At 62.8% G+C, this 16780-nt stretch carries 16 protein-coding genes, 1 tRNA gene and 1 pseudogene; 7 read left to right on the top strand and 11 right to left on the bottom strand.

Annotation, left to right across the window (positions count from 1 at the left end; translation table 11 throughout):
• A pseudogene (locus tag NXT3_RS32895) lies at nucleotides 1-648 on the bottom strand (CatB-related O-acetyltransferase).
• Between the two features lie 212 nt (nucleotides 649-860).
• Here NXT3_RS32895 and NXT3_RS06535 point away from each other — a divergent pair.
• A complete protein-coding gene (locus tag NXT3_RS06535) occupies nucleotides 861-2105 on the top strand; it encodes a GNAT family N-acetyltransferase (RefSeq protein ID WP_097526447.1) in 1245 nt (414 codons plus the stop codon).
• A 6-nt stretch (nucleotides 2106-2111) separates the two neighbouring features.
• Here NXT3_RS06535 and NXT3_RS06530 read toward each other — a convergent pair whose 3' ends face one another.
• Nucleotides 2112-4229 carry a GumC family protein gene (locus tag NXT3_RS06530; protein ID WP_104838990.1) on the bottom strand — a complete coding sequence of 706 codons (2118 nt, stop codon included), beginning with the start codon at nucleotides 4227-4229 and terminating at the stop codon, nucleotides 2112-2114.
• A gap of 213 nt (nucleotides 4230-4442) precedes the next feature.
• On the opposite strand from NXT3_RS06530, the gene NXT3_RS06525 reads away from it, so the two are divergent.
• Genes NXT3_RS06525 through NXT3_RS06510 form a run of 4 tightly spaced genes read left to right on the top strand, consistent with a single transcriptional unit; the run spans nucleotide 4443 to nucleotide 9053 of the window.
• Entirely contained in the window at nucleotides 4443-5018 is a 576-nt protein-coding gene (locus tag NXT3_RS06525) for a polysaccharide biosynthesis/export family protein (protein WP_104838989.1), read from the top strand.
• Nucleotides 5019-5022: 4 nt separating this feature from the next.
• Nucleotides 5023-6195: a glycosyltransferase family 4 protein gene (locus tag NXT3_RS06520; RefSeq protein WP_037414051.1), complete on the top strand. Its 1173-nt coding sequence runs from the start codon at nucleotides 5023-5025 to the stop codon at nucleotides 6193-6195.
• Between the two features lie 57 nt (nucleotides 6196-6252).
• Nucleotides 6253-7809 (top strand): undecaprenyl-phosphate glucose phosphotransferase, encoded by a 1557-nt coding sequence (locus NXT3_RS06515; protein WP_037414038.1) that lies wholly within the window; start codon nucleotides 6253-6255, stop codon nucleotides 7807-7809.
• A complete protein-coding gene (locus NXT3_RS06510; RefSeq protein ID WP_104838988.1) occupies nucleotides 7806-9053 on the top strand; it encodes an O-antigen ligase family protein in 1248 nt (415 codons plus the stop codon). The genes NXT3_RS06515 and NXT3_RS06510 overlap by 4 nt, the downstream gene beginning before the upstream one ends.
• A gap of 146 nt (nucleotides 9054-9199) precedes the next feature.
• Here the strand turns inward: NXT3_RS06510 and NXT3_RS06505 are convergent, their stop codons facing one another.
• Nucleotides 9200-9415, bottom strand: coding sequence for a hypothetical protein (locus tag NXT3_RS06505; protein WP_037414035.1), 216 nt, complete (start codon nucleotides 9413-9415; stop codon nucleotides 9200-9202).
• 195 nt (nucleotides 9416-9610) lie between these two features.
• Here NXT3_RS06505 and NXT3_RS06500 point away from each other — a divergent pair.
• Nucleotides 9611-9687: transfer RNA gene (locus NXT3_RS06500), tRNA-Pro, on the top strand.
• A gap of 76 nt (nucleotides 9688-9763) precedes the next feature.
• Here NXT3_RS06500 and NXT3_RS06495 read toward each other — a convergent pair.
• From NXT3_RS06495 to NXT3_RS06460, 8 genes are all read right to left on the bottom strand, one after another.
• A complete protein-coding gene (locus tag NXT3_RS06495; protein ID WP_104838987.1) occupies nucleotides 9764-10846 on the bottom strand; it encodes a hypothetical protein in 1083 nt (360 codons plus the stop codon).
• Between the two features lie 133 nt (nucleotides 10847-10979).
• A complete protein-coding gene (locus NXT3_RS06490; protein WP_037414033.1) occupies nucleotides 10980-11342 on the bottom strand; it encodes a YbaN family protein in 363 nt (120 codons plus the stop codon).
• Nucleotides 11343-11581: 239 nt separating this feature from the next.
• Nucleotides 11582-12112 carry a MerR family transcriptional regulator gene (locus NXT3_RS06485; protein WP_097526452.1) on the bottom strand — a complete coding sequence of 177 codons (531 nt, stop codon included), beginning with the start codon at nucleotides 12110-12112 and terminating at the stop codon, nucleotides 11582-11584.
• Nucleotides 12113-12246: 134 nt separating this feature from the next.
• Nucleotides 12247-12585, bottom strand: a complete 339-nt coding sequence (locus tag NXT3_RS06480) for an integration host factor subunit alpha (RefSeq protein ID WP_037414032.1) — start codon at nucleotides 12583-12585, stop codon at nucleotides 12247-12249.
• Nucleotides 12586-12676: 91 nt separating this feature from the next.
• Nucleotides 12677-13648, bottom strand: coding sequence for a beta-ketoacyl-ACP synthase III (locus NXT3_RS06475; protein ID WP_104838986.1), 972 nt, complete (start codon nucleotides 13646-13648; stop codon nucleotides 12677-12679).
• A gap of 18 nt (nucleotides 13649-13666) precedes the next feature.
• A complete protein-coding gene (plsX, locus tag NXT3_RS06470) occupies nucleotides 13667-14710 on the bottom strand; it encodes a phosphate acyltransferase PlsX (protein ID WP_097526454.1) in 1044 nt (347 codons plus the stop codon).
• 198 nt (nucleotides 14711-14908) lie between these two features.
• Entirely contained in the window at nucleotides 14909-15460 is a 552-nt protein-coding gene (locus NXT3_RS06465) for a YceD family protein (protein WP_097526455.1), read from the bottom strand.
• 65 nt (nucleotides 15461-15525) lie between these two features.
• On the bottom strand, nucleotides 15526-16065 hold the full coding sequence (locus tag NXT3_RS06460; protein ID WP_104838985.1) for a ubiquinol-cytochrome C chaperone family protein: 540 nt from the start codon (nucleotides 16063-16065) through the stop codon (nucleotides 15526-15528).
• 139 nt (nucleotides 16066-16204) lie between these two features.
• Here NXT3_RS06460 and NXT3_RS06455 point away from each other — a divergent pair, with 139 nt between their 5' ends.
• On the top strand, nucleotides 16205-16714 hold the full coding sequence (locus tag NXT3_RS06455; RefSeq protein WP_083853857.1) for an outer membrane protein assembly factor BamE: 510 nt from the start codon (nucleotides 16205-16207) through the stop codon (nucleotides 16712-16714).
• Nucleotides 16715-16780: the final 66 nt, after the last annotated feature.

The raw sequence follows: 16780 nt of genomic DNA, 5'->3' as shown, positions 1-16780 counted from the left end.
CTACTCTGCGATTTCAAGCGCCCCAATGTCCGCGCCGGTGATCGCCGCGATGTTGCGCGTCACCTTGTCGGCCGGCCAGTTCCACTAGGCCACCGCCTGCAAGCGCTCGACGATCTCAGCCGGGAACCGCATCCTGACGACCCTTGCCGGGTTGCCCGCGACGATCGCGTAGGGAGGAACGTCCTTGCTCACAACGGATTTCGCCGCCACGATCGCGCCGTCGCCGATGGTAACGCCCGGCAGAACCGTCGCCTCCCTGCCGAGCCAGACATCGTTGCCGACGATCGTGTCGCCGCGATGGCCCGTGCCATAGGCGGACGGATCGAAGCCCTCGCGCCAGGCACCGGGGAAAATGCCGAAAGGGAAGGTCGAAAAGCCGGACAGCGCGTGGTTGGCGCCGTTCGTGATGAAGTGGACAGCGGTCGCCAACGCGCAAAACCGCCCGATAACCAGCCGATCCCCGACGAAGTCATAGTGGTAGAGGACGCACTTCTCCTCGAAACATTCGGGGCCCTCGGGATCGTCGTAGTAGCTGTACTCGCCGGCTTCGATCAACGGCGACCGCACCAGGTTCCTAAGAAATCCTATCCGCGGAAATTCCGCGACCGGAAACTTGGCGTCGGGGTCCGGCAGGGCATGGCTCGGCATCATCAGCAGTTCCGCAGTTGTTTCTTCATGACGTCGTATCGGCCGCGAGATGTAACGCCGCGGCGGCGATTTCCAAGCCGCAGACAAACCAGTCGCTTCACGCTTTGCTAACCGCATTTGCCGATCGCAGGGTAGGCAGCGGCGGATTTAAAGAGGATGTAGCAATTTTTGCCGTCTTATCGATACGCGACGTATGCCGGATGATCCGAGAGATGGCCAATTTCAATTTCACCCTTGCCGCGCCAGAGGGGCAATCCTGGCGCGACCTTTCGATGCGCCCGGCTGCCCATAATCCTTACGCCGACCGGGTCACGCTTTCCGTGCATCGCGATATGGCGGAACTGGAGGCGGACTGGCGTGCGCTCGACGCCAACAATCTCAACTCCCTGCATCAAAGCTTCGACTGGTGTGCCGCCTGGAAGAGAGCGCATGACAGCCAATTGCTGGTCGTGCGCGGCGCCATTGCCGAGCAACTGCTTTTCCTCCTGCCGTTCGAGGTCGAACGGGGCCAATTCTTCCGGACCGCGCGACTGATCGCGACCGGGCACAGCAATCTCAACACCGGCTTGTTTGCTGCCGAGATCGAGCGCGTGCCACGGGACGACCTCGTCCGCTCGCTGAGCGAAGGAGTCCGCCAGGCGCTGCGCGCGCATGCGGATGTCGTTGCCTTCGAAAGGACGCCGGCAGTTTGGCGCGGCCTGCCCCACCCCCTCGCCGCCCTGCCCGGGATCGCCAATCCGAACGCCTCTTTCCAGCTCGGGCTTGCCGGCGACATGGAGCGGACGCTCGCCCAGCTCAATGCAAAACGCCGGCGCAAGAAGATGCGTCTCTCCGAAAGGCGTCTCGCCGAAATCGGTGGCTATGACTATGTGGTTGCCCGTGAGGCGGCGGAGGCGCAGGCGCTGCTGGAGACGTTCTTCCGGCAGAAGGCCGCGCGGCTGGAGGCCCAAGGCTTACCCGACGTCTTCGACGAGCCGGAGACGCGCGCCTTCTTTCGCCTGCTGATCGATCGCCATCGCGCCGGCGACAGGCTGCTCGAACTCAACGCGATCCGTCTCAAGGGCGAGCACGAGGGGCGGATCATCGCCGTGACCGGCCTGTCGCGCAAGGGCGACCATGTCATCTGCCAGTTCGGCTCGATAGATGACACGATCGCCGCCGACAGCAGCCCGGGCGAGTTGCTCTTTTACCGGGTGATCGAGCGTCTTTGCGGCGAAGGCGTCGTACTCTTCGACTTCGGCATCGGCGACCAGCCCTATAAGCGATCGTGGTGTACGATTGAGACCGTCTTGCGGGACATCACCCTGCCGCTGACGCTGCGTGGACATGCGGCAGCCGGCCTGCACCGCGCCGCGGTCCGCGCCAAACGCGCCATCAAGGCAAACAAAGCCCTTTATGCCCTCGTCCAGCGACAGCGGCGCCGGCTGCGGACCACCACGGAAATCGCAGCCGATTGAAGCACCTCACGCCGCGCGGCGGTCGCGAAGCTCGGGACCGCTTTCGCCGCCACCGGTCATCAGCAGGATGTCGCGGTAGCCGCCCTCCCCGAAGCTTGTCAGTGCTTCGATGATCCCGTCCTCGCTGACCGACGGCGCCGAAACGATAATCTCGACCTCCTCGCGCCGCGCCACCTTGGCGACGGAAGCCGCGTCCGCGGCACCGCATTCGACCAGCACAAGATCATAGGCGCTTGTCAGCGCGTCGATGATCATCTGCAGACGCTCGATGCCGCGCATCGCCGTGTGGGGATCTGCGTCGCCCTGCGGGATGATGTGCGCCTCGGAAAACCTGTCCGCATGGATCGTCTCGGTGAAGGCAACCTCGCCGGACAGGAGGTTCGTAATGCCGGGCAGATGCAGCGCCTGGGCCATCAGCCGCGTCGGGCAGGCCGATCCTGAAAGGTCGATGAGCACGACCTTGTGTTCCTCTTCTGCAAGCAGACGCGCCAGCATCACCGTTGCCGTCGATCCTTCATCCCCTCCGGGCGAGACCGAAACGGCGACCCGGACGGCGTTGTCGAGCAGATGTCCGGCCACGGACTCGATCGAGAAGTCGTGCTCTGCTGCGATGCTCGGCTCCTGCTCCTCTCGTGCCCGCTCGTCTTCCGGCACGGCAACGGTTGCCGGCACCTCGTCCGGGACAGTCGTACCAGCAGTTTCGGGCATCCTTCCGGAACCGGAGACCGGCCTCAGCGCCCTGCCGCTGAAGAGTTCGCCGAGCATGATGACGACGCAGCTGATCAGGAAACTCGCAAGCGCGGCGACGATCGTGATCGGCACCACCTTGGGAAAGCTCGCCAACGTCGGCACCACGGCATTGGAAATCACCCGCGCGTCCGCCGGCGTCGCATTCGCGACGGTTCGCGATGTCGCTTCGCGGTAGCGGGCCAGATAGGTCTCCAGGAGCTGGCGTTGGGCCGCCGCCTCGCGCTCCAGCGCACGAAGCCCCACCTCTTCCTCGCCCGCCTGCGCCGATTGCGCCTTCAGCGCGTTCAACTGCTGCAGCAATTGCTGTTCGCGAAGCTGCCCGACCTTCGCCTCGTTCTCGAGACTGGAGAGAATCTTTCGCGTTTCCGAACGTATCTGCTCCCGAATACCTTCGAGCTGTGACTTCAGCCCCTTCAGCCGAGGATGCCCGTCGAGCAGCGAGGTCGATAGATCGGCGATCTGCGCCTGCAGAGTGGCCTGGCTCTCCTTCAGCCGCTGGATCATCGGTGAGCCGACGATATCGGTCAGCGTTTCGACCGGGCGGCCATCGGCAAGCGCTGCGCGCACGCCTTCGGCGCGTGCCGCCGCATTCGCCCTTTCGCCCCGGACCCGCGCCAGCTCGGTCGAAATATCGGTGAGCTGCCTAGTCGCGAAGTTCTCCGTTTCGCCGGTCGGGAGCAAACCGGATTCGGCGCGATAGGCGGCGACCTTGGCCTCCGCCTCGCGAACCTTTTCCCTTAGATTGGCGATCTCCGGCTCCAGCCAGCGGCTGGCTTCCGAGTTGGAGTCGAGCTTCGCACCGCTCTGCAGCGAGAGATAGACCTTGGCCATCTCGTTCGGAATGGCAGCGGCGAGTTTCGGATCCTTCGACGTGAAGGCAATGGCGATCACGCGTGACTTCTCGACCTGGTAGACTTGCAACTTGGTATTGAACTCTTTGAGGATCCGCTCTTCCGGCGGCAGTTCGAGCGGGTTCTTCTTGAGCCCCAGCATGACCAGGAGATCGGAAACGGCCGAGGGATGCGCCGACGGATCGAATTCCTCCAGCTCGTGCAGCTTCATGTTGCGGGCGACCTGCTTGATGAGGTCGGCGGAGCGCAGCACCTGCACCTGGCTGGCGATGCCGGACTCGTCGAAAATTCGGTCCGAACTCGTCTGAGACGCCTGATTGGGACCGCTGAACTCCGGCTCGCGCGATTCGATCAGGACACGCGTTTCGCTTTCATAGCCGGGCGCGATCATCTTCGCCGCGCCGAAGGCAAGCACCGTGGCCCCGACCGTCGCAAGCAAGACACGGGTGCGACGCTGCCAGATGGCGCGAACGAGCCTGCCCAGATCGATATCCACATCCTGCTGACCGCCGACGTCCGACATGCCGCAACCCCAATAGCTTCCGCATTCAGCCGGAAGGTAAAGGAACATGGTAACGCAAGTGTTAATTGCAGGCACAACCGTCGGATGCCGGTGCCGCGGAAGGGTGCGGATCGCCGCCGGATCGGAATTCTACCGGAGTTTACCGGCTATTAACCCTAACGGATCGATAACACCACCGAGAGGTATTCATTTCCGGAGCCAACGAGAACCCGCATGTCGATCGCAGGCACAAAGGCAGCACGCGCTTTCGCCGTGGCAATATTGTCGGCGCTGGCCAGCGGTTGCACGAGCTATCAGCCGGCTCCCAAGGCCTTCAGCGAGGCGACTATCCAACCCTACCGGCTGGACAGCGGCGATCGCCTTCGCGTCACCGTATTCGAACAGCCGGGCCTCAGCGGGACCTACACTGTCGACCAGGCGGGCTACGTCGCCTTCCCGTTGATCGGCGCAGTGCCGTCGCGCGGCCATACGCTTCCGGAACTCGAAGGGATGATCGCGGCGAAGCTCCGCGAGGGCTTTCTGCGCGACCCGGACGTGACCATCGAAATCGATCGCTACCGTTCCGTCTTCATCATGGGCGAAGTGGGCCAATCCGGCCAGTACAGCTACGTTCCCGGAATGACCGTGCAGAACGCGATCGCGGTTGCCGGCGGCTTCACCCCCCGCGCAAACCAGGCGAATGCCGACATCACCCGCAAGGTCAACGGCCGTATCATAACGGGTCGCGTGCCGATCACCGATCCGGTGCTTGCGGGCGACACGATCTATGTTCGCGAACGGCTGTTCTGACGCCATGTCGAACGAGCGGCCCCTGCGCATTCTCCATTGCTTCAGATCGCCGATCGGCGGCATCTTCCGCCACGTTCGCGATCTTGCCGAGGCGCATGCGGCAGCGGGCCATCAGGTGGGAATTCTCTGCGATAGCACCACGGGCGGCGCCTACGAGGATGCCCTCTTCGACGAGATCCGCCCCTTCCTGGCGCTCGGTGTCGTCCGCACGCCGATCCATCGGACGATCGGGCCTTCGGATTTTGCCGCGCTCTGGCGCAGCTACAAGCAGATCAGAAGCTTGCAACCGGATGTGTTGCACGGGCATGGCGCCAAGGGCGGCGTGCTCGCACGCATCATCGGTTCAGCGCTGCGGGTCAACAAGTATCGCGTAGCCCGCCTCTATTCGCCCCACGGGGGCAGCCTCCATTATGAACGGAAGTCGCTCGCCGGCGGCGCCATCTTCCGGATGGAGCGCCTCCAGGAGCGTCTCACCGACGCGCTCGTCTTCGTCTGCGATTTCGAGCGGCAGACCTATTTCGCCAAGGTTGGCCGGCCCGCGGGGCGCAACGAACTGATCTATAACGGCATCGGAGACACGGAGTTCGCGCCGATCGCCGAAAGTCCCGGGGCGGTCGATTTTCTTTATATCGGCATGATGCGGGATCTGAAGGGGCCGGATCTCTTTATCGAGAGCTTCGCCAAGGCCGAAGAACTTGCCGGGCGGCCGCTTTCGGGCCTGATGATCGGCGATGGTCCGCAGCAATCCCGGTATGAAGAAATGATAGCGCGCATGGCGCTTGGCGATCGCGTCAGGATGCGCCCGGCAATGAAGGCGCGCGCGGCCTTCGCGCTTGCCCGGACAGTCGTCATCCCCTCTCGCGCGGAGTCGATGCCCTATATCCTTCTCGAAGCGCTCGCCGCCCGAAAACCGGTCATCGCGTCCCGGGTGGGCGGCATGCCGGAAGTGCTGGGCGCCGACAGCGGAGCGCTCGTCCAGCCCGCAGATGCAAGGGCGTTCGCCGAAGTCATGGCGGCGGCCGCCGTCGACCAGGACTGGGCAGTCCGCACGATGCCCGATCCGGAGGGCTTCAAGTCGCGCTTCTCGGCTGCGGTGATGACCAGGCGCGTGATGCAACTCTACGGTGAACTTACCGAGGAATCGATCTTCGCCGAGGCGCGACTTCGCACAACGTAAGCGTTTCTTAGTGGCTTTCTGCTATCCGGGCGTAGCGGACAGCGCCGGAAAGCCACCATGAACAAGTTTGACAGGCCCGAGACCTTCGATACCGAGGCGCTTCGCAAGAAGGTCTCCGAGATCCGAACGACCGCCGACGGGAAAAAGGCCGGCGACCCTACGCCGCTCAATCCGCTGGCGCGCCAGATCGCACTCCAGTTCCGGGCCGATACCTATTCCCCGTCGATGATCACCGGTCTCATCCGGCTGCTCGACCTCTGCGCGCTGTTCGCGATCGGCTATGCCATCAATACGCAATATGTCCGCCCTCCGCTCCAGGACCTGCCGGTCTACCTCGCCATTCTCGCCTTCGGTTCGGCGCTTGCCGTGATCGCCATGCAGATCGCCGATACCTATCAGGTGCCGGCGCTCAGGGCCTGGCTCCGGATGACGCCGCGCATCCTGGCCGCCTGGACTGCGACATTCGGCACCATCGCGCTCGTCCTGTTCTTTCTGAAGTGGGGCCATCTCTATTCGCGCGTCTGGGTCGGCGGCTGGTTCGTCGCCGGCGCGCTCTTCCTGGTCGCCGAACGCGCCTTCATCGCCTATTCGATCCGGCATTGGTCGCGCAACGGCACGATGGAGCGCCGCGCGGTGATCGTCGGCGGCGGTGCCCCGGCACGAGACCTGATCCGCACGATTGAGCACCAGCCGGATAACGACATCCGCATCTGCGGGATCTTCGACGACCGCGACGAGCGGCGCTCGCCGCATGTGATCGCCGGCTACCCGAAACTCGGAACCGTCGACGAACTCGTCGAATTCGCCCGGCTCGCCCGCATCGACATGCTGATCTTCTCGCTGCCGCTGACGGCGGAGAAGCGCATTCTCGAACTCTTAAGGAAGCTCTGGGTGCTGCCGGTCGACATCCGTCTCGCCGCCCATGCCAACAATCTGCGCTTCCGCCCGCGCAGCTACTCGCATGTCGGCGAGGTGCCGATGCTCGACATTTTCGACAAGCCGATTGCCGATTGGGATTCCGTCGCTAAGCGGTGCTTCGACGTCTTCTTCAGCATCGTGGCGCTCGCCCTGCTTTGGCCGGTGATGCTCGTCGCCGCGCTCGCGGTCAAGCTCACGTCGCCTGGGCCGATCATCTTCAAGCAGCACCGCCACGGCTTCAACAACGAGATCATCGAGGTCTACAAGTTCCGCTCGATGTACACCCATTTGAGCGATCCGAGCGCCCGCAACGCGGTCTCCAAGGGGGACCCCCGCGTCACCCCCGTCGGCCGCTTCCTGCGCAAATCCTCGATCGATGAGCTGCCGCAGCTCGTGAACGTGCTGAAGGGCGAGCTCTCGCTTGTTGGGCCGCGCCCGCATGCCGTTCTCGCGCAAACGCACAACCGCACCTATTCGGATGTGGTGGAAGGCTATTTCGCCCGCCACCGGGTCAAACCTGGCGTCACCGGCTGGGCGCAGATCAACGGCTGGCGGGGAGAAATCGACAACGACGAGAAGATCCGTTTCCGCACCGCCTTTGACCTCTACTACATCGAGAACTGGTCGCTGCTTCTGGACCTGAAGATCCTGTTCCTGACGCCTTTCCGGCTGCTCAATACGGAAAACGCGTATTGATCGCCACCACCTCCCAGCCGGCCATCATCCGGCCCCAGCTCGCCGCGGTTTCGATCATCGGCTCCGGCCTGGTGACGATCGGCGTTTTCCTCTCGGGCTTCGTCATCGCGGAGCCGGCGCCCTACGAGGTCTTCATGGCGGGCCTCATCGGTCTCTGGTCGCTCTTCGGGCTGAGGATTTCACGCCGCGTCGCTCCCCTCCTGGCCCTGCTCGTACTGTTCATGGTCGGCGGCATGCTGTCGCTGACGGTGATGACCGAACTCGCCACCGCACCGATGTACATGGCGGTCTCCGGCTTCCTGGCACTGACCGCCGTCTTCTTCGCTGCGATCATCGAAGACCGTCACCAGCGACTGCGGTTGATCTTCAATGCCTGGGTCTCGGCTGCCGTGCTCACCGCCCTTCTCGGCATTCTCGGCTATTTCGGCGCAATCCCGGCGGCGGCAAACTTCACCCTCTACGACCGCGCCAAGGGTGCCTTCCAGGACCCGAACGTCTTCGGGCCGTTTCTCGCCGCGCCGGTGCTCTATCTGGTACACAACCTGCTGACGGAACCGATCCGGCGTGCTCCGCTCAAAATCGCCGGCCTGCTCGCCCTCACGCTGGGGGTGTTCCTCTCCTTCTCCCGCGCAGCCTGGGCGCTCAATCTCTTCTGCGTGGTCGCGCTGGTCTTCGTCATGCTCCTCAAGGAGCGCAGCGGACTATTCCGGCTGAGAATTCTCGTGCTCGCACTCTGCGGCGCCCTTTTCGTCATGGCGGCCCTTGTCGCCGCCCTGCAATCGGAACAGGTGGCAACGCTCTTTTCAAGCCGCTCCCAACTCGTTCAGGATTACGACGGCGGCCACCTCGGGCGTTTCGACCGGCACCGGATCGGCTTTATGATGTCGATGGAGAGGCCGCTCGGCATCGGCCCGCTGATGTTCGGCGCGATCTTCTTGGAGGACGAGCACAATGTCTGGCTGAAAAGCCTGACGTCCTACGGCTGGATCGGCTTCGTCGCTTATATCACGCTGATCGCGTGGACGCTCACGCTCGGGTTTCGACTTCTTCTGCTCGACCGGCCTTGGCAGCCCTATCTGATGATCGCTTGGGTGACGCTTATCGGCCATGTGGGCATAGGCAACGTCATCGATACCGATCACTGGCGGCATTTCTATTTGCTTCTCGGCATCGTCTGGGGGTGCGCCGCACTCGAATATCGCAATCGTCGGCAGGCCGTGCCGATGAGATCACCTTCGCGATGACGAAACAGGCAGATGTGGGTCTGAGACACACGGACGCGGTCGACGCAGGAAAGCGTCGTCGGCAGATCGCATGTTCGAGTCAAGGCGGAAAGCGGGCCTCGAAGGCAAAGACGCCCGGCGAGACCCGCATTCGCCGCTCTCCTGGCTTATTCTTCGGCGGTCGGTTCGTCTTGCTGCAGCTTCCGCTGCTGCAGGAGAAGCTCGTCGGCCGGCTTGGACTGTTCGGTCTCTGTCACGCTGGCTGTCGTGATCTCCTTGTCCACCGGATCCGCCGAGGCTGTGGTGTTGTGGCCGAGGCACGCGGCTGACGCTGCGGTCGCAGAAAGCGCGAGGGCGGCTGCAAATACGAGGATGCGCTTCATAGGGCTTCTCCTGTTGTTGCAGGCCGTAGTGTATCTGCGCCCCTTGCGCCGACCAAATCACAAAACCGTTCGCTCCACTGCTTTCGGCGGATCCCCAGTTTCTCAACAGCTGCGGAAGGACCGGCGAAATTCCATTTTCCCCTTGCGCCGCTCTTATGTTCCGACTAATGAGAGCGGGCTTGTAACGAAGCGGGTCGGAGCGTAGCGCAGCCCGGTAGCGCACTTGACTGGGGGTCAAGGGGTCGCTGGTTCGAGTCCAGTCGCTCCGACCATTTATTTCCTAAAAATCAAGGCTTAGCCTGTCCCTGCCGCAGTCGCCCGTTGCAAGGACAATGGCTGTCGCGGCCCTCATATCGAACGGATTGCCAGCGAATTCAGCAGCCAAGCCGAGTCGATCGAGATATCGATGCTGACGTCATTGAGCAGCGCCCAGATACGATCGGCAATGCCGACATAGACCCAGAGTTCGCGGCCGGCCGGGAAGGCCACGTCCGTGAACAGGTTGATGATCCGTCTTTCGCCCGGGAGTGCCTGGACGCGGGTGCCGGGGAAGCTCTCGCCGTCGCCGCGGCAGTCGAGACCGGAAATGAACCATTGGTCGCTGACCTCGTTGGCCGGATCGATGTCGTCCCAGTTCCAGAACACCGCCATCACGAGTCTGCCGCGCGTCGTGGCATGGAAGTCGGACCATCCGAACTCGTCATAGGTCGAGATATGATGGCGGCATACGAGGGCCGTGAGGTCGGCCTTGACCTGCAATATGCCGGTACGAAGTGTCTTGAAGGGAACGAGATAGCCGTTCTCCCGATAGGTGCAGAGGAGGTCCACGTCGGACGCGTCGTCGTTGCGGGCGACGAGCTTGGATCCCATGCGGGCGGCGCAATCGAGATAGGACCTGTTCTCGACGATCGCTCCGTCGCCGGTTGCCTGGTTCTGATCAAGCCGGTCCCAACAGCCGCCGAAATGCGGGTAAAACAGCTTTTCCTTGTCCGGATCGGGAGCGACGTAAACGATCGGCGGCTGGACCAATGCGTCAGCAAGGCTTCCGACCACCGATTCATGGAAGTGAAAGGCACTGTAGCCCTTCACCAGTTGACCGAACTTGTCATAGGCCCGGTCATGCAGCCCCTTGACCGCCTTCAGATCGACCTCGGCGTTTCTCGCCTCGATCAGCGACTTGTATCTTAGTCCGGGCCCGCGGGGATCATCCCGCCTTCCGCCCCGTGCAGAGCTTGTCAGCCTGTCGCGCAATGCGGCCGGAAAGACCTGCCGCCGCTCTTCGCTGAACGACTGCCGCAGCGCATCCAGCCTGTCCACCGTCGCGCGCCACTCGTCCTTCTGACGGCGTTGATAAATCGCCTGAAGCCGATCCAGGACCTCCGGCGCCGACCGATCCGGTCTCGTGCGTTCAATGTGGTCAGCTATTTGCATGGCTTCCTCCCATGGTTGCGAATGCCGGCGCCGCCCGACCCGCGAGAGGTCGGATCGGCCCAGTGTATTTTGCCATGGAGTGCCCGCTTTGCGTGTTACCTTTGGAACCCCGCTTGCGGGCCGGCGGATCCCGTCATTTCCGCGGCTCGGGCCGCGACGCGATGAATGCGCCCAGTGCGAGCATGATCGTCGCAACGACGGACGCAATCGGCATGGAGGGTTGGGCGCGGAGCCAGAAGAATGCGAAACCAAGTGCCATCAGCGACAAGGCACACATCTTTGCCCCACGCGATATCGCACCATCCTCTCGCCAATCGCGCAAAGGCTGCCCAAACAGGGGATGATCGAACAGCCATTGTTCGAGACGCGGAGAGGATCGCGCAAAGAGCCAGGCGGCCAGGAGCAGGAAGGGTGTCGTCGGCAGAAGCGGCAGGAATATGCCGACGACGCCGATGCCGACCATGACCCAGCCGAGGCCGAGAAGAACAGGGCGCATGGGAAGGTTACTCGCTTCTCCTTGTCAGGCCATCAACCTGCGGGAGATTTTCTCGGCATCCTGTGGGGTCGGGGCCGGCCTGTCAATGCGAGAGGATTGCTATTGCCGCCGGACCGGTCGCCGCGCAGCCTCGGCCAGCAATTCGCCGACGCCCTAGTGGGAGAAGATCGCCTGTACCTCGGCGCTTTTCTCCGGCTCGGCGAGTGACGACGACGATGCTTTGGTCGGCCGACAACGTGCTATCGCACCTGGTCGAGCAGGCGCTTGCACTCCAAAAGATCGTAGAGCGCTTCCTGCAGCAGCGCCCTGTCCTCCTTGCTGACGGAGGTCTTGCCGATCGAAATCTCCGCATCGTCGCTGCTGGCGCCGAAGGAGAAGAAGCGCCGACTGGCTGGGGCCTTGGGGCGGCCGACGATCTGATCCTCGTCGGCGACGCCGACCTTCGGCGCCGGCGGTTCTTCGTGGCTGGAGGCGGCGAGCGCCTCGACGGTGGCGAGATCGCCGCTCGCGATCGCGGCGACGAACTTGTTGCCATTGGCCTTCAGAAGCTTCTGCACGCCCTTGATCGTATAGCCGTGGTCGTAGAGCAGGTGGCGAATGCCCTTCAGCAGATCGACGTCCTCGGGCCGGTAGTAGCGCCGGCCGCCGCCGCGCTTCATCGGCTTGATCTGCTGGAAACGGGTTTCCCAGAACCGCAACACATGCTGGGGCAGGTCGAGTTCGTCGGCGACCTCGCTTATGGTGCGGAAAGCGTCCGGGCTTTTTTCCATATCGTCCCCATCCCCATATTCATGCGAAGCAAGCAGCCGCATCACTGGACAATTGCGCGATGATCGCACGAATCAGGCCTGTTTCAATGGCTTATGGATGGGTTTTCAACCACATTTGTGATTGTGGCCGTGCCTCAGGAGCCCGCTCCGGCCTGCTTCTGCTTGGCCTTCCGGCTGAGATGCGCCTTCAAGACCCGCTGTTTCAGCACATTGGAGGCCTTGAACGTCATCACCCGGCGCGGCGAGATCGGCACTTCCTCGCCCGTCTTCGGGTTCCGGCCGATGCGCTCGTTCTTGTCGCGGACCTGGAAGGTTGCAAACGAAGACAGCTTCACGCTCTCGCCACGCACGATTGCGTTGCAAATCTCGTCGATGACGGTCTCCACCAATTCGGCAGACTCCGTCCGAGACAAACCGACCTTGCGAAATACCGACTCAGCCAAGTCTGCTCGCGTAACTGTTTTTCCGCTCATCTTCCCCCACCGATGTCTGGCTCGCCGATCAGCGATGAAAGACTATTGCCCTTGCCTTTTTCGGTCAAGCGCCTGCCGTCATTCAATTTTTTTACCAGCGGATGAGAACGGAACCCCAGGTGAAGCCACCACCCATGGCTTCGAGCATCACCAGGTCGCCCTTCTTGATGCGCCCGTCGGAGGCGGCGGCGTCGAGGGCTAGCGGGATGGATGCGGCGGACGTGTTGCCATGCAGATCGACGGTCACCACAACCTTGTCGTTTGGAATGCGGAGCTTCTTCGCCGACCCGTCGATGATGCGCCGATTGGCCTGATGCGGCACCAGCCAATCGACGTCCTCGGCCGTCATTCCCGTGGCCTCGAAGGCGGCCTCGATCACGTCGGTGATCATGCCGACCGCATGCTTGAAGACCTCGCGCCCCTCCATGCGGAGGTGGCCGACGGTGCCGGTCGTCGAGGGGCCGCCGTCGACATAGAGCTTGTCGCCATGGATGCCGTCGGATCGCAATTGCGCCGTCAGCACGCCGCGATCGGCATTTGTGCCCTCGCCCTTTTGTGCTTCTAGGATGATTGCGCCGGCACCGTCGCCGAAGAGCACGCAGGTGGTGCGATCCGACCAGTCGAGGATGCGCGAGAAGGTCTCGGCACCGATCACCAGAGCGCGCCTGGCAAGGCCGCCGCGGATATAGGCGTCGGCCGTCGCCACCGCATAGACGAAGCCGGAACAGACCGCCTGCAGGTCGAAGGCCGCCCCGTGGCGCATGCCGAGACGGTTCTGGATATTGACCGCCGTCGCGGGGAAAGTGTTGTCGGGCGTCGAGGTCGCGACGATGATCAGATCGAGATCATCGGCGGTCATGCCCGCCCTCTCGAGCGCCGCGCGCGCCGCTCCCTCGCCGAGCGAGGCGGTCGTTTCGCCCTCGCCGGCAATGTGGCGCTGGCGAATGCCGGTCCGCTGCACGATCCATTCGTCGGACGTCTCGACCTTGGATTCCATTTCCTTATTGGTCATCACTCGCTTCGGCAGCGCTGCACCGAAGCCGCGAACGACAGAACGGATCATCTAATCAAACCTCTTCAATCATGCCGGCGGCAGGGCTTCGGTCGGCTCGGCGCCGTGATAGCGTGCGAGATCGGCCTCGATCTTGGCCTTCAGGCCGTTCTTCACCATATCGTAGCCGACGTCGATCGCGGCGGCGAAGCCTTCCGCATCGGTGCCGCCGTGGCTCTTGATGACCACGCCGTTGAGCCCCAGGAACACGCCGCCATTAACCTTGCGCGGGTCCATCTTCTCGCGCACCCGATCGAAGGCAGCCTTGGCGAAGACATAGCCGATCTTTGCAAGAAGGGTGCGCGACATGGCGGAGCGCAGATATTCGGCGATCTGGCGGGCCGTGCCCTCGGCCGCCTTCAGCGCGATATTGCCGGAAAAGCCTTCGGTGACGACGACGTCGACGGTGCCGCGACCGATGTCATCGCCCTCGACGAACCCGTAATACTCAATGCCCTCGATATTGGCCTCGCGGATGAGCCTGCCGGCTTCCTTGACCTCCTCCTGGCCCTTGATCTCCTCGACGCCGACATTCAGCAGGCCGACGGAAGGACGTTCGACCTCGAAGAGGGCGCGGGCCATGGCGCCGCCCATCAAGGCGAAATCCATGAGTTGCTGCGCGTCCGCGCCGATCGTCGCGCCGACATCCAGCACGATGCTCTCGCCTTTCAGCGTCGGCCAGATGGCGGCGATCGCCGGACGCTGAATACCTTGCATGGTGCGAAGGCAGAAGACCGACATGGCCATCAGCGCACCCGTATTGCCGGCCGAGACCACCACATCCGCCTCGTCGGCATTGATGGCGTCGATCGCCCTCCACATGCTCGACTTGCCGCGGCCGCGCCGCAGCGCCTGGCTCGGCTTCTCGTCCATGCCGACGGCGATTTCGCAATCGTGAAAAGTGCTGCTTGCCTGAAGCTTCGGGTACTTGGCCAAGAGTTCGGCGCAGCGCGCTTCCTGGCCGAACAGGACGAACTTTATATCCGGGTGACGTTCGAGTGCCCTGGCAGCACCCGGGATGACGACCTCCGGACCATAGTCGCCCCCCATAACGTCAAGTGAAATTCTGACCACGCGTGTCTTATCCCTTCTTCCCGCCACGCGACGCATTCCGCCCCTGCGCAGTCCCTACGCAACGGCGATTCGTCCTTCCCTCTGACACTTGGGCCAGCATGCAGCGTGTCGGCACCACGGCCCCCTCGGCTGAAGTCGGGCCAAAATACTGCTTTTCGTCTGCGTGACAACCGAATTGTAAGCCCGGCCGATTCCGTTTCAATCCTTTTTAAGATCCTTGAGGACCGCGAACGGGTTAGGCCGCTTGTCATCGGCCGCCGAGCTTTCGATGCGCTCGCCGAAGACGGCCCCGTCCTTGCGGGGATAGGGGTCGATCGCAAGCGCCACATGCTCGCTGACGACCACGCCCACGTCGATCGTGTCGCCGGTGAAGGTATCGGGAATGTCCGGACCACCCGGGTCGAGGATCATCTCGCCGCCGTCGTTGTCGGCTTGGCGCGCCAGGCGTGAGCCCTCCGGCACGAAGATCGCCTCAACCGGCTCGGAGATCCCTGCGGTGACGGGCTCGAGCGTGACGACGCAGGTCTGGACGAGTTCGGCCTGCACCTCGCCCTTGATCTTCACGCCATCCTTCTTCCAGCGTCCGATCTGCAAGTCCGCGACCAGCGAACGGACCTCGTTGACCTTCCAAAGTTCCGCCAGCGCCCGCCGCTCGGCGTCGTTGGCGGACAGGCGGACGCTGACCGGATTGGCCGAGATATGCCCTACCCTCACTGGGTAGGAAAATGCCGGTTTGCTTTCGTGCTTCATGACAAGATCCTTCCTGCAGCGCCGCGTCCTTACCGATGCGCAGATGCCGCTGCGTTGGGGGACGCCTATTGGCTCCCGGCCGGCGGTACGCGCAACTGCCCCGTTTCGACCAGCTCTTCCGGGACTTTCGCGAAGGCGGCCTCTATGGACATCAGGTAGCGCGCCAAGCCTGTCATCGCCGGCGCATTGTCTTGCTGCGGATGAAAGTTGCGCTGCAATGCATTGGCAAGCGCGTGCCTGTCGCCGCCGTCGAGCGCCGTCGCATAGGACTCGAGGCGTCCGTAGAACATGCCGGCGAACTTCTTCATCTTCTTCGGCACGCTGACGTCGCCGACGCCAAGCTCGCGGATCGAGTGGTCGACATCCTCGAAGAAGGCATCGACGATCTCCTGGGCGATTTCCTGGCCGGTGCGGGCCGAGGCGCGGGTCCGACGGAAATAGAGAATCAGGATCGCTGACAACATCTCGAAACGGCCCATCACCGTATCGGGCACATCGAGGTCGGTATAGAGAAACGGCTGGCGCGCCGCCGCGGTCAGAAGGCCATACTGGCGCTCCACAATCGCAATGTTGCCGCTTTTTTTCTTGAACAGTCCAAAAATCATAATAAAGCCCAGCCGTGGCTTTCTCGAATCCGTGGGCACGCGCCCATGACGTTATTGCATGATAGCCGAAGCTGGTTTACCGAAGCAGGCACGAATTGCAATGGCGCATATGCCATCGTTACTCCAAGGGGAGCAGTCGTTGACGAAGCGGTATCTGACAACAAACCTGAAAGTTCTTGGCCGTGCCGTGGTCGTGGCTTCCCTATGCACTGCAGTGCTTGCCGGCTGCCAGGCGGCGAATGTCGGTGAAGTCCTGCACCAGGGCTATGTCGTCGATCAGGAAACCCTCAATCTGGTTCCCGTCGGGTCGAGCCGCGAACAGGTGCTGCTGTCGCTCGGCACCCCCTCGACGACGGCGACCTTCGACAACGAGGTGTTCTACTACATCTCGCAGAAGCGAAAGCGTCCTGTCGCCTTCATGAAGCCCAAGCTGATCGACCAATCGATCCTCGCGGTCTATTTCGACAAGGAAGGCGTCGTCAGCCAGCTTGCTCATTATACGATGAAGGACGGCAAGGTCTTCGACATGCTGTCGCGCACGACGCCGACGGGCGGCAAGGAGACGAGCTTCCTCGGCCAGCTCTTGACCGGCCCAGGTGCCGGACAAGCCGCGGCGCGCAACCTGTTCAAGAACTTCGGCAACAACTGACGGAAATCCCGCTCACGCAAAAGCCCGCGGAACTCAGTTCCGCGGGCTTTTCGTTGAAGGCTGATA

Origin of the sequence: Sinorhizobium fredii, assembly GCF_002944405.1 — a bacterium.
GTDB classification, from domain to species: Bacteria; Pseudomonadota; Alphaproteobacteria; order Rhizobiales; family Rhizobiaceae; genus Sinorhizobium; species Sinorhizobium fredii_C.
The sequence above is the reverse complement of the archived record's forward strand: the minus strand, read 5'-3'. Positions and strand labels throughout refer to the sequence as shown.

Bases quoted from the DNA above. Each gene is read 5' to 3' on its own strand.
- NXT3_RS06505 (WP_037414035.1), bottom strand. From the start codon at position 9,415: ATGAAGCGCATCCTCGTATTTGCAGCCGCCCTCGCGCTTTCTGCGACC.
- NXT3_RS06465 (WP_097526455.1), bottom strand. From the start codon at position 15,460: ATGAAGCACGAAAGCAAACCGGCATTTTCCTACCCAGTGAGGGTAGGG.
- NXT3_RS06485 (WP_097526452.1), bottom strand. From the start codon at position 12,112: ATGGAAAAAAGCCCGGACGCTTTCCGCACCATAAGCGAGGTCGCCGAC.
- NXT3_RS06530 (WP_104838990.1), bottom strand. From the start codon at position 4,229: ATGTCGGACGTCGGCGGTCAGCAGGATGTGGATATCGATCTGGGCAGG.
- NXT3_RS06480 (WP_037414032.1), bottom strand. From the start codon at position 12,585: ATGAGCGGAAAAACAGTTACGCGAGCAGACTTGGCTGAGTCGGTATTT.
- NXT3_RS06475 (WP_104838986.1), bottom strand. From the start codon at position 13,648: ATGATCCGTTCTGTCGTTCGCGGCTTCGGTGCAGCGCTGCCGAAGCGA.
- NXT3_RS06535 (WP_097526447.1), top strand. From the start codon at position 861: ATGGCCAATTTCAATTTCACCCTTGCCGCGCCAGAGGGGCAATCCTGG.
- NXT3_RS06520 (WP_037414051.1), top strand. From the start codon at position 5,023: ATGTCGAACGAGCGGCCCCTGCGCATTCTCCATTGCTTCAGATCGCCG.
- NXT3_RS06460 (WP_104838985.1), bottom strand. From the start codon at position 16,065: ATGATTTTTGGACTGTTCAAGAAAAAAAGCGGCAACATTGCGATTGTG.
- NXT3_RS06515 (WP_037414038.1), top strand. From the start codon at position 6,253: ATGAACAAGTTTGACAGGCCCGAGACCTTCGATACCGAGGCGCTTCGC.
- NXT3_RS06525 (WP_104838989.1), top strand. From the start codon at position 4,443: ATGTCGATCGCAGGCACAAAGGCAGCACGCGCTTTCGCCGTGGCAATA.
- NXT3_RS06490 (WP_037414033.1), bottom strand. From the start codon at position 11,342: ATGCGCCCTGTTCTTCTCGGCCTCGGCTGGGTCATGGTCGGCATCGGC.
- NXT3_RS06495 (WP_104838987.1), bottom strand. From the start codon at position 10,846: ATGCAAATAGCTGACCACATTGAACGCACGAGACCGGATCGGTCGGCG.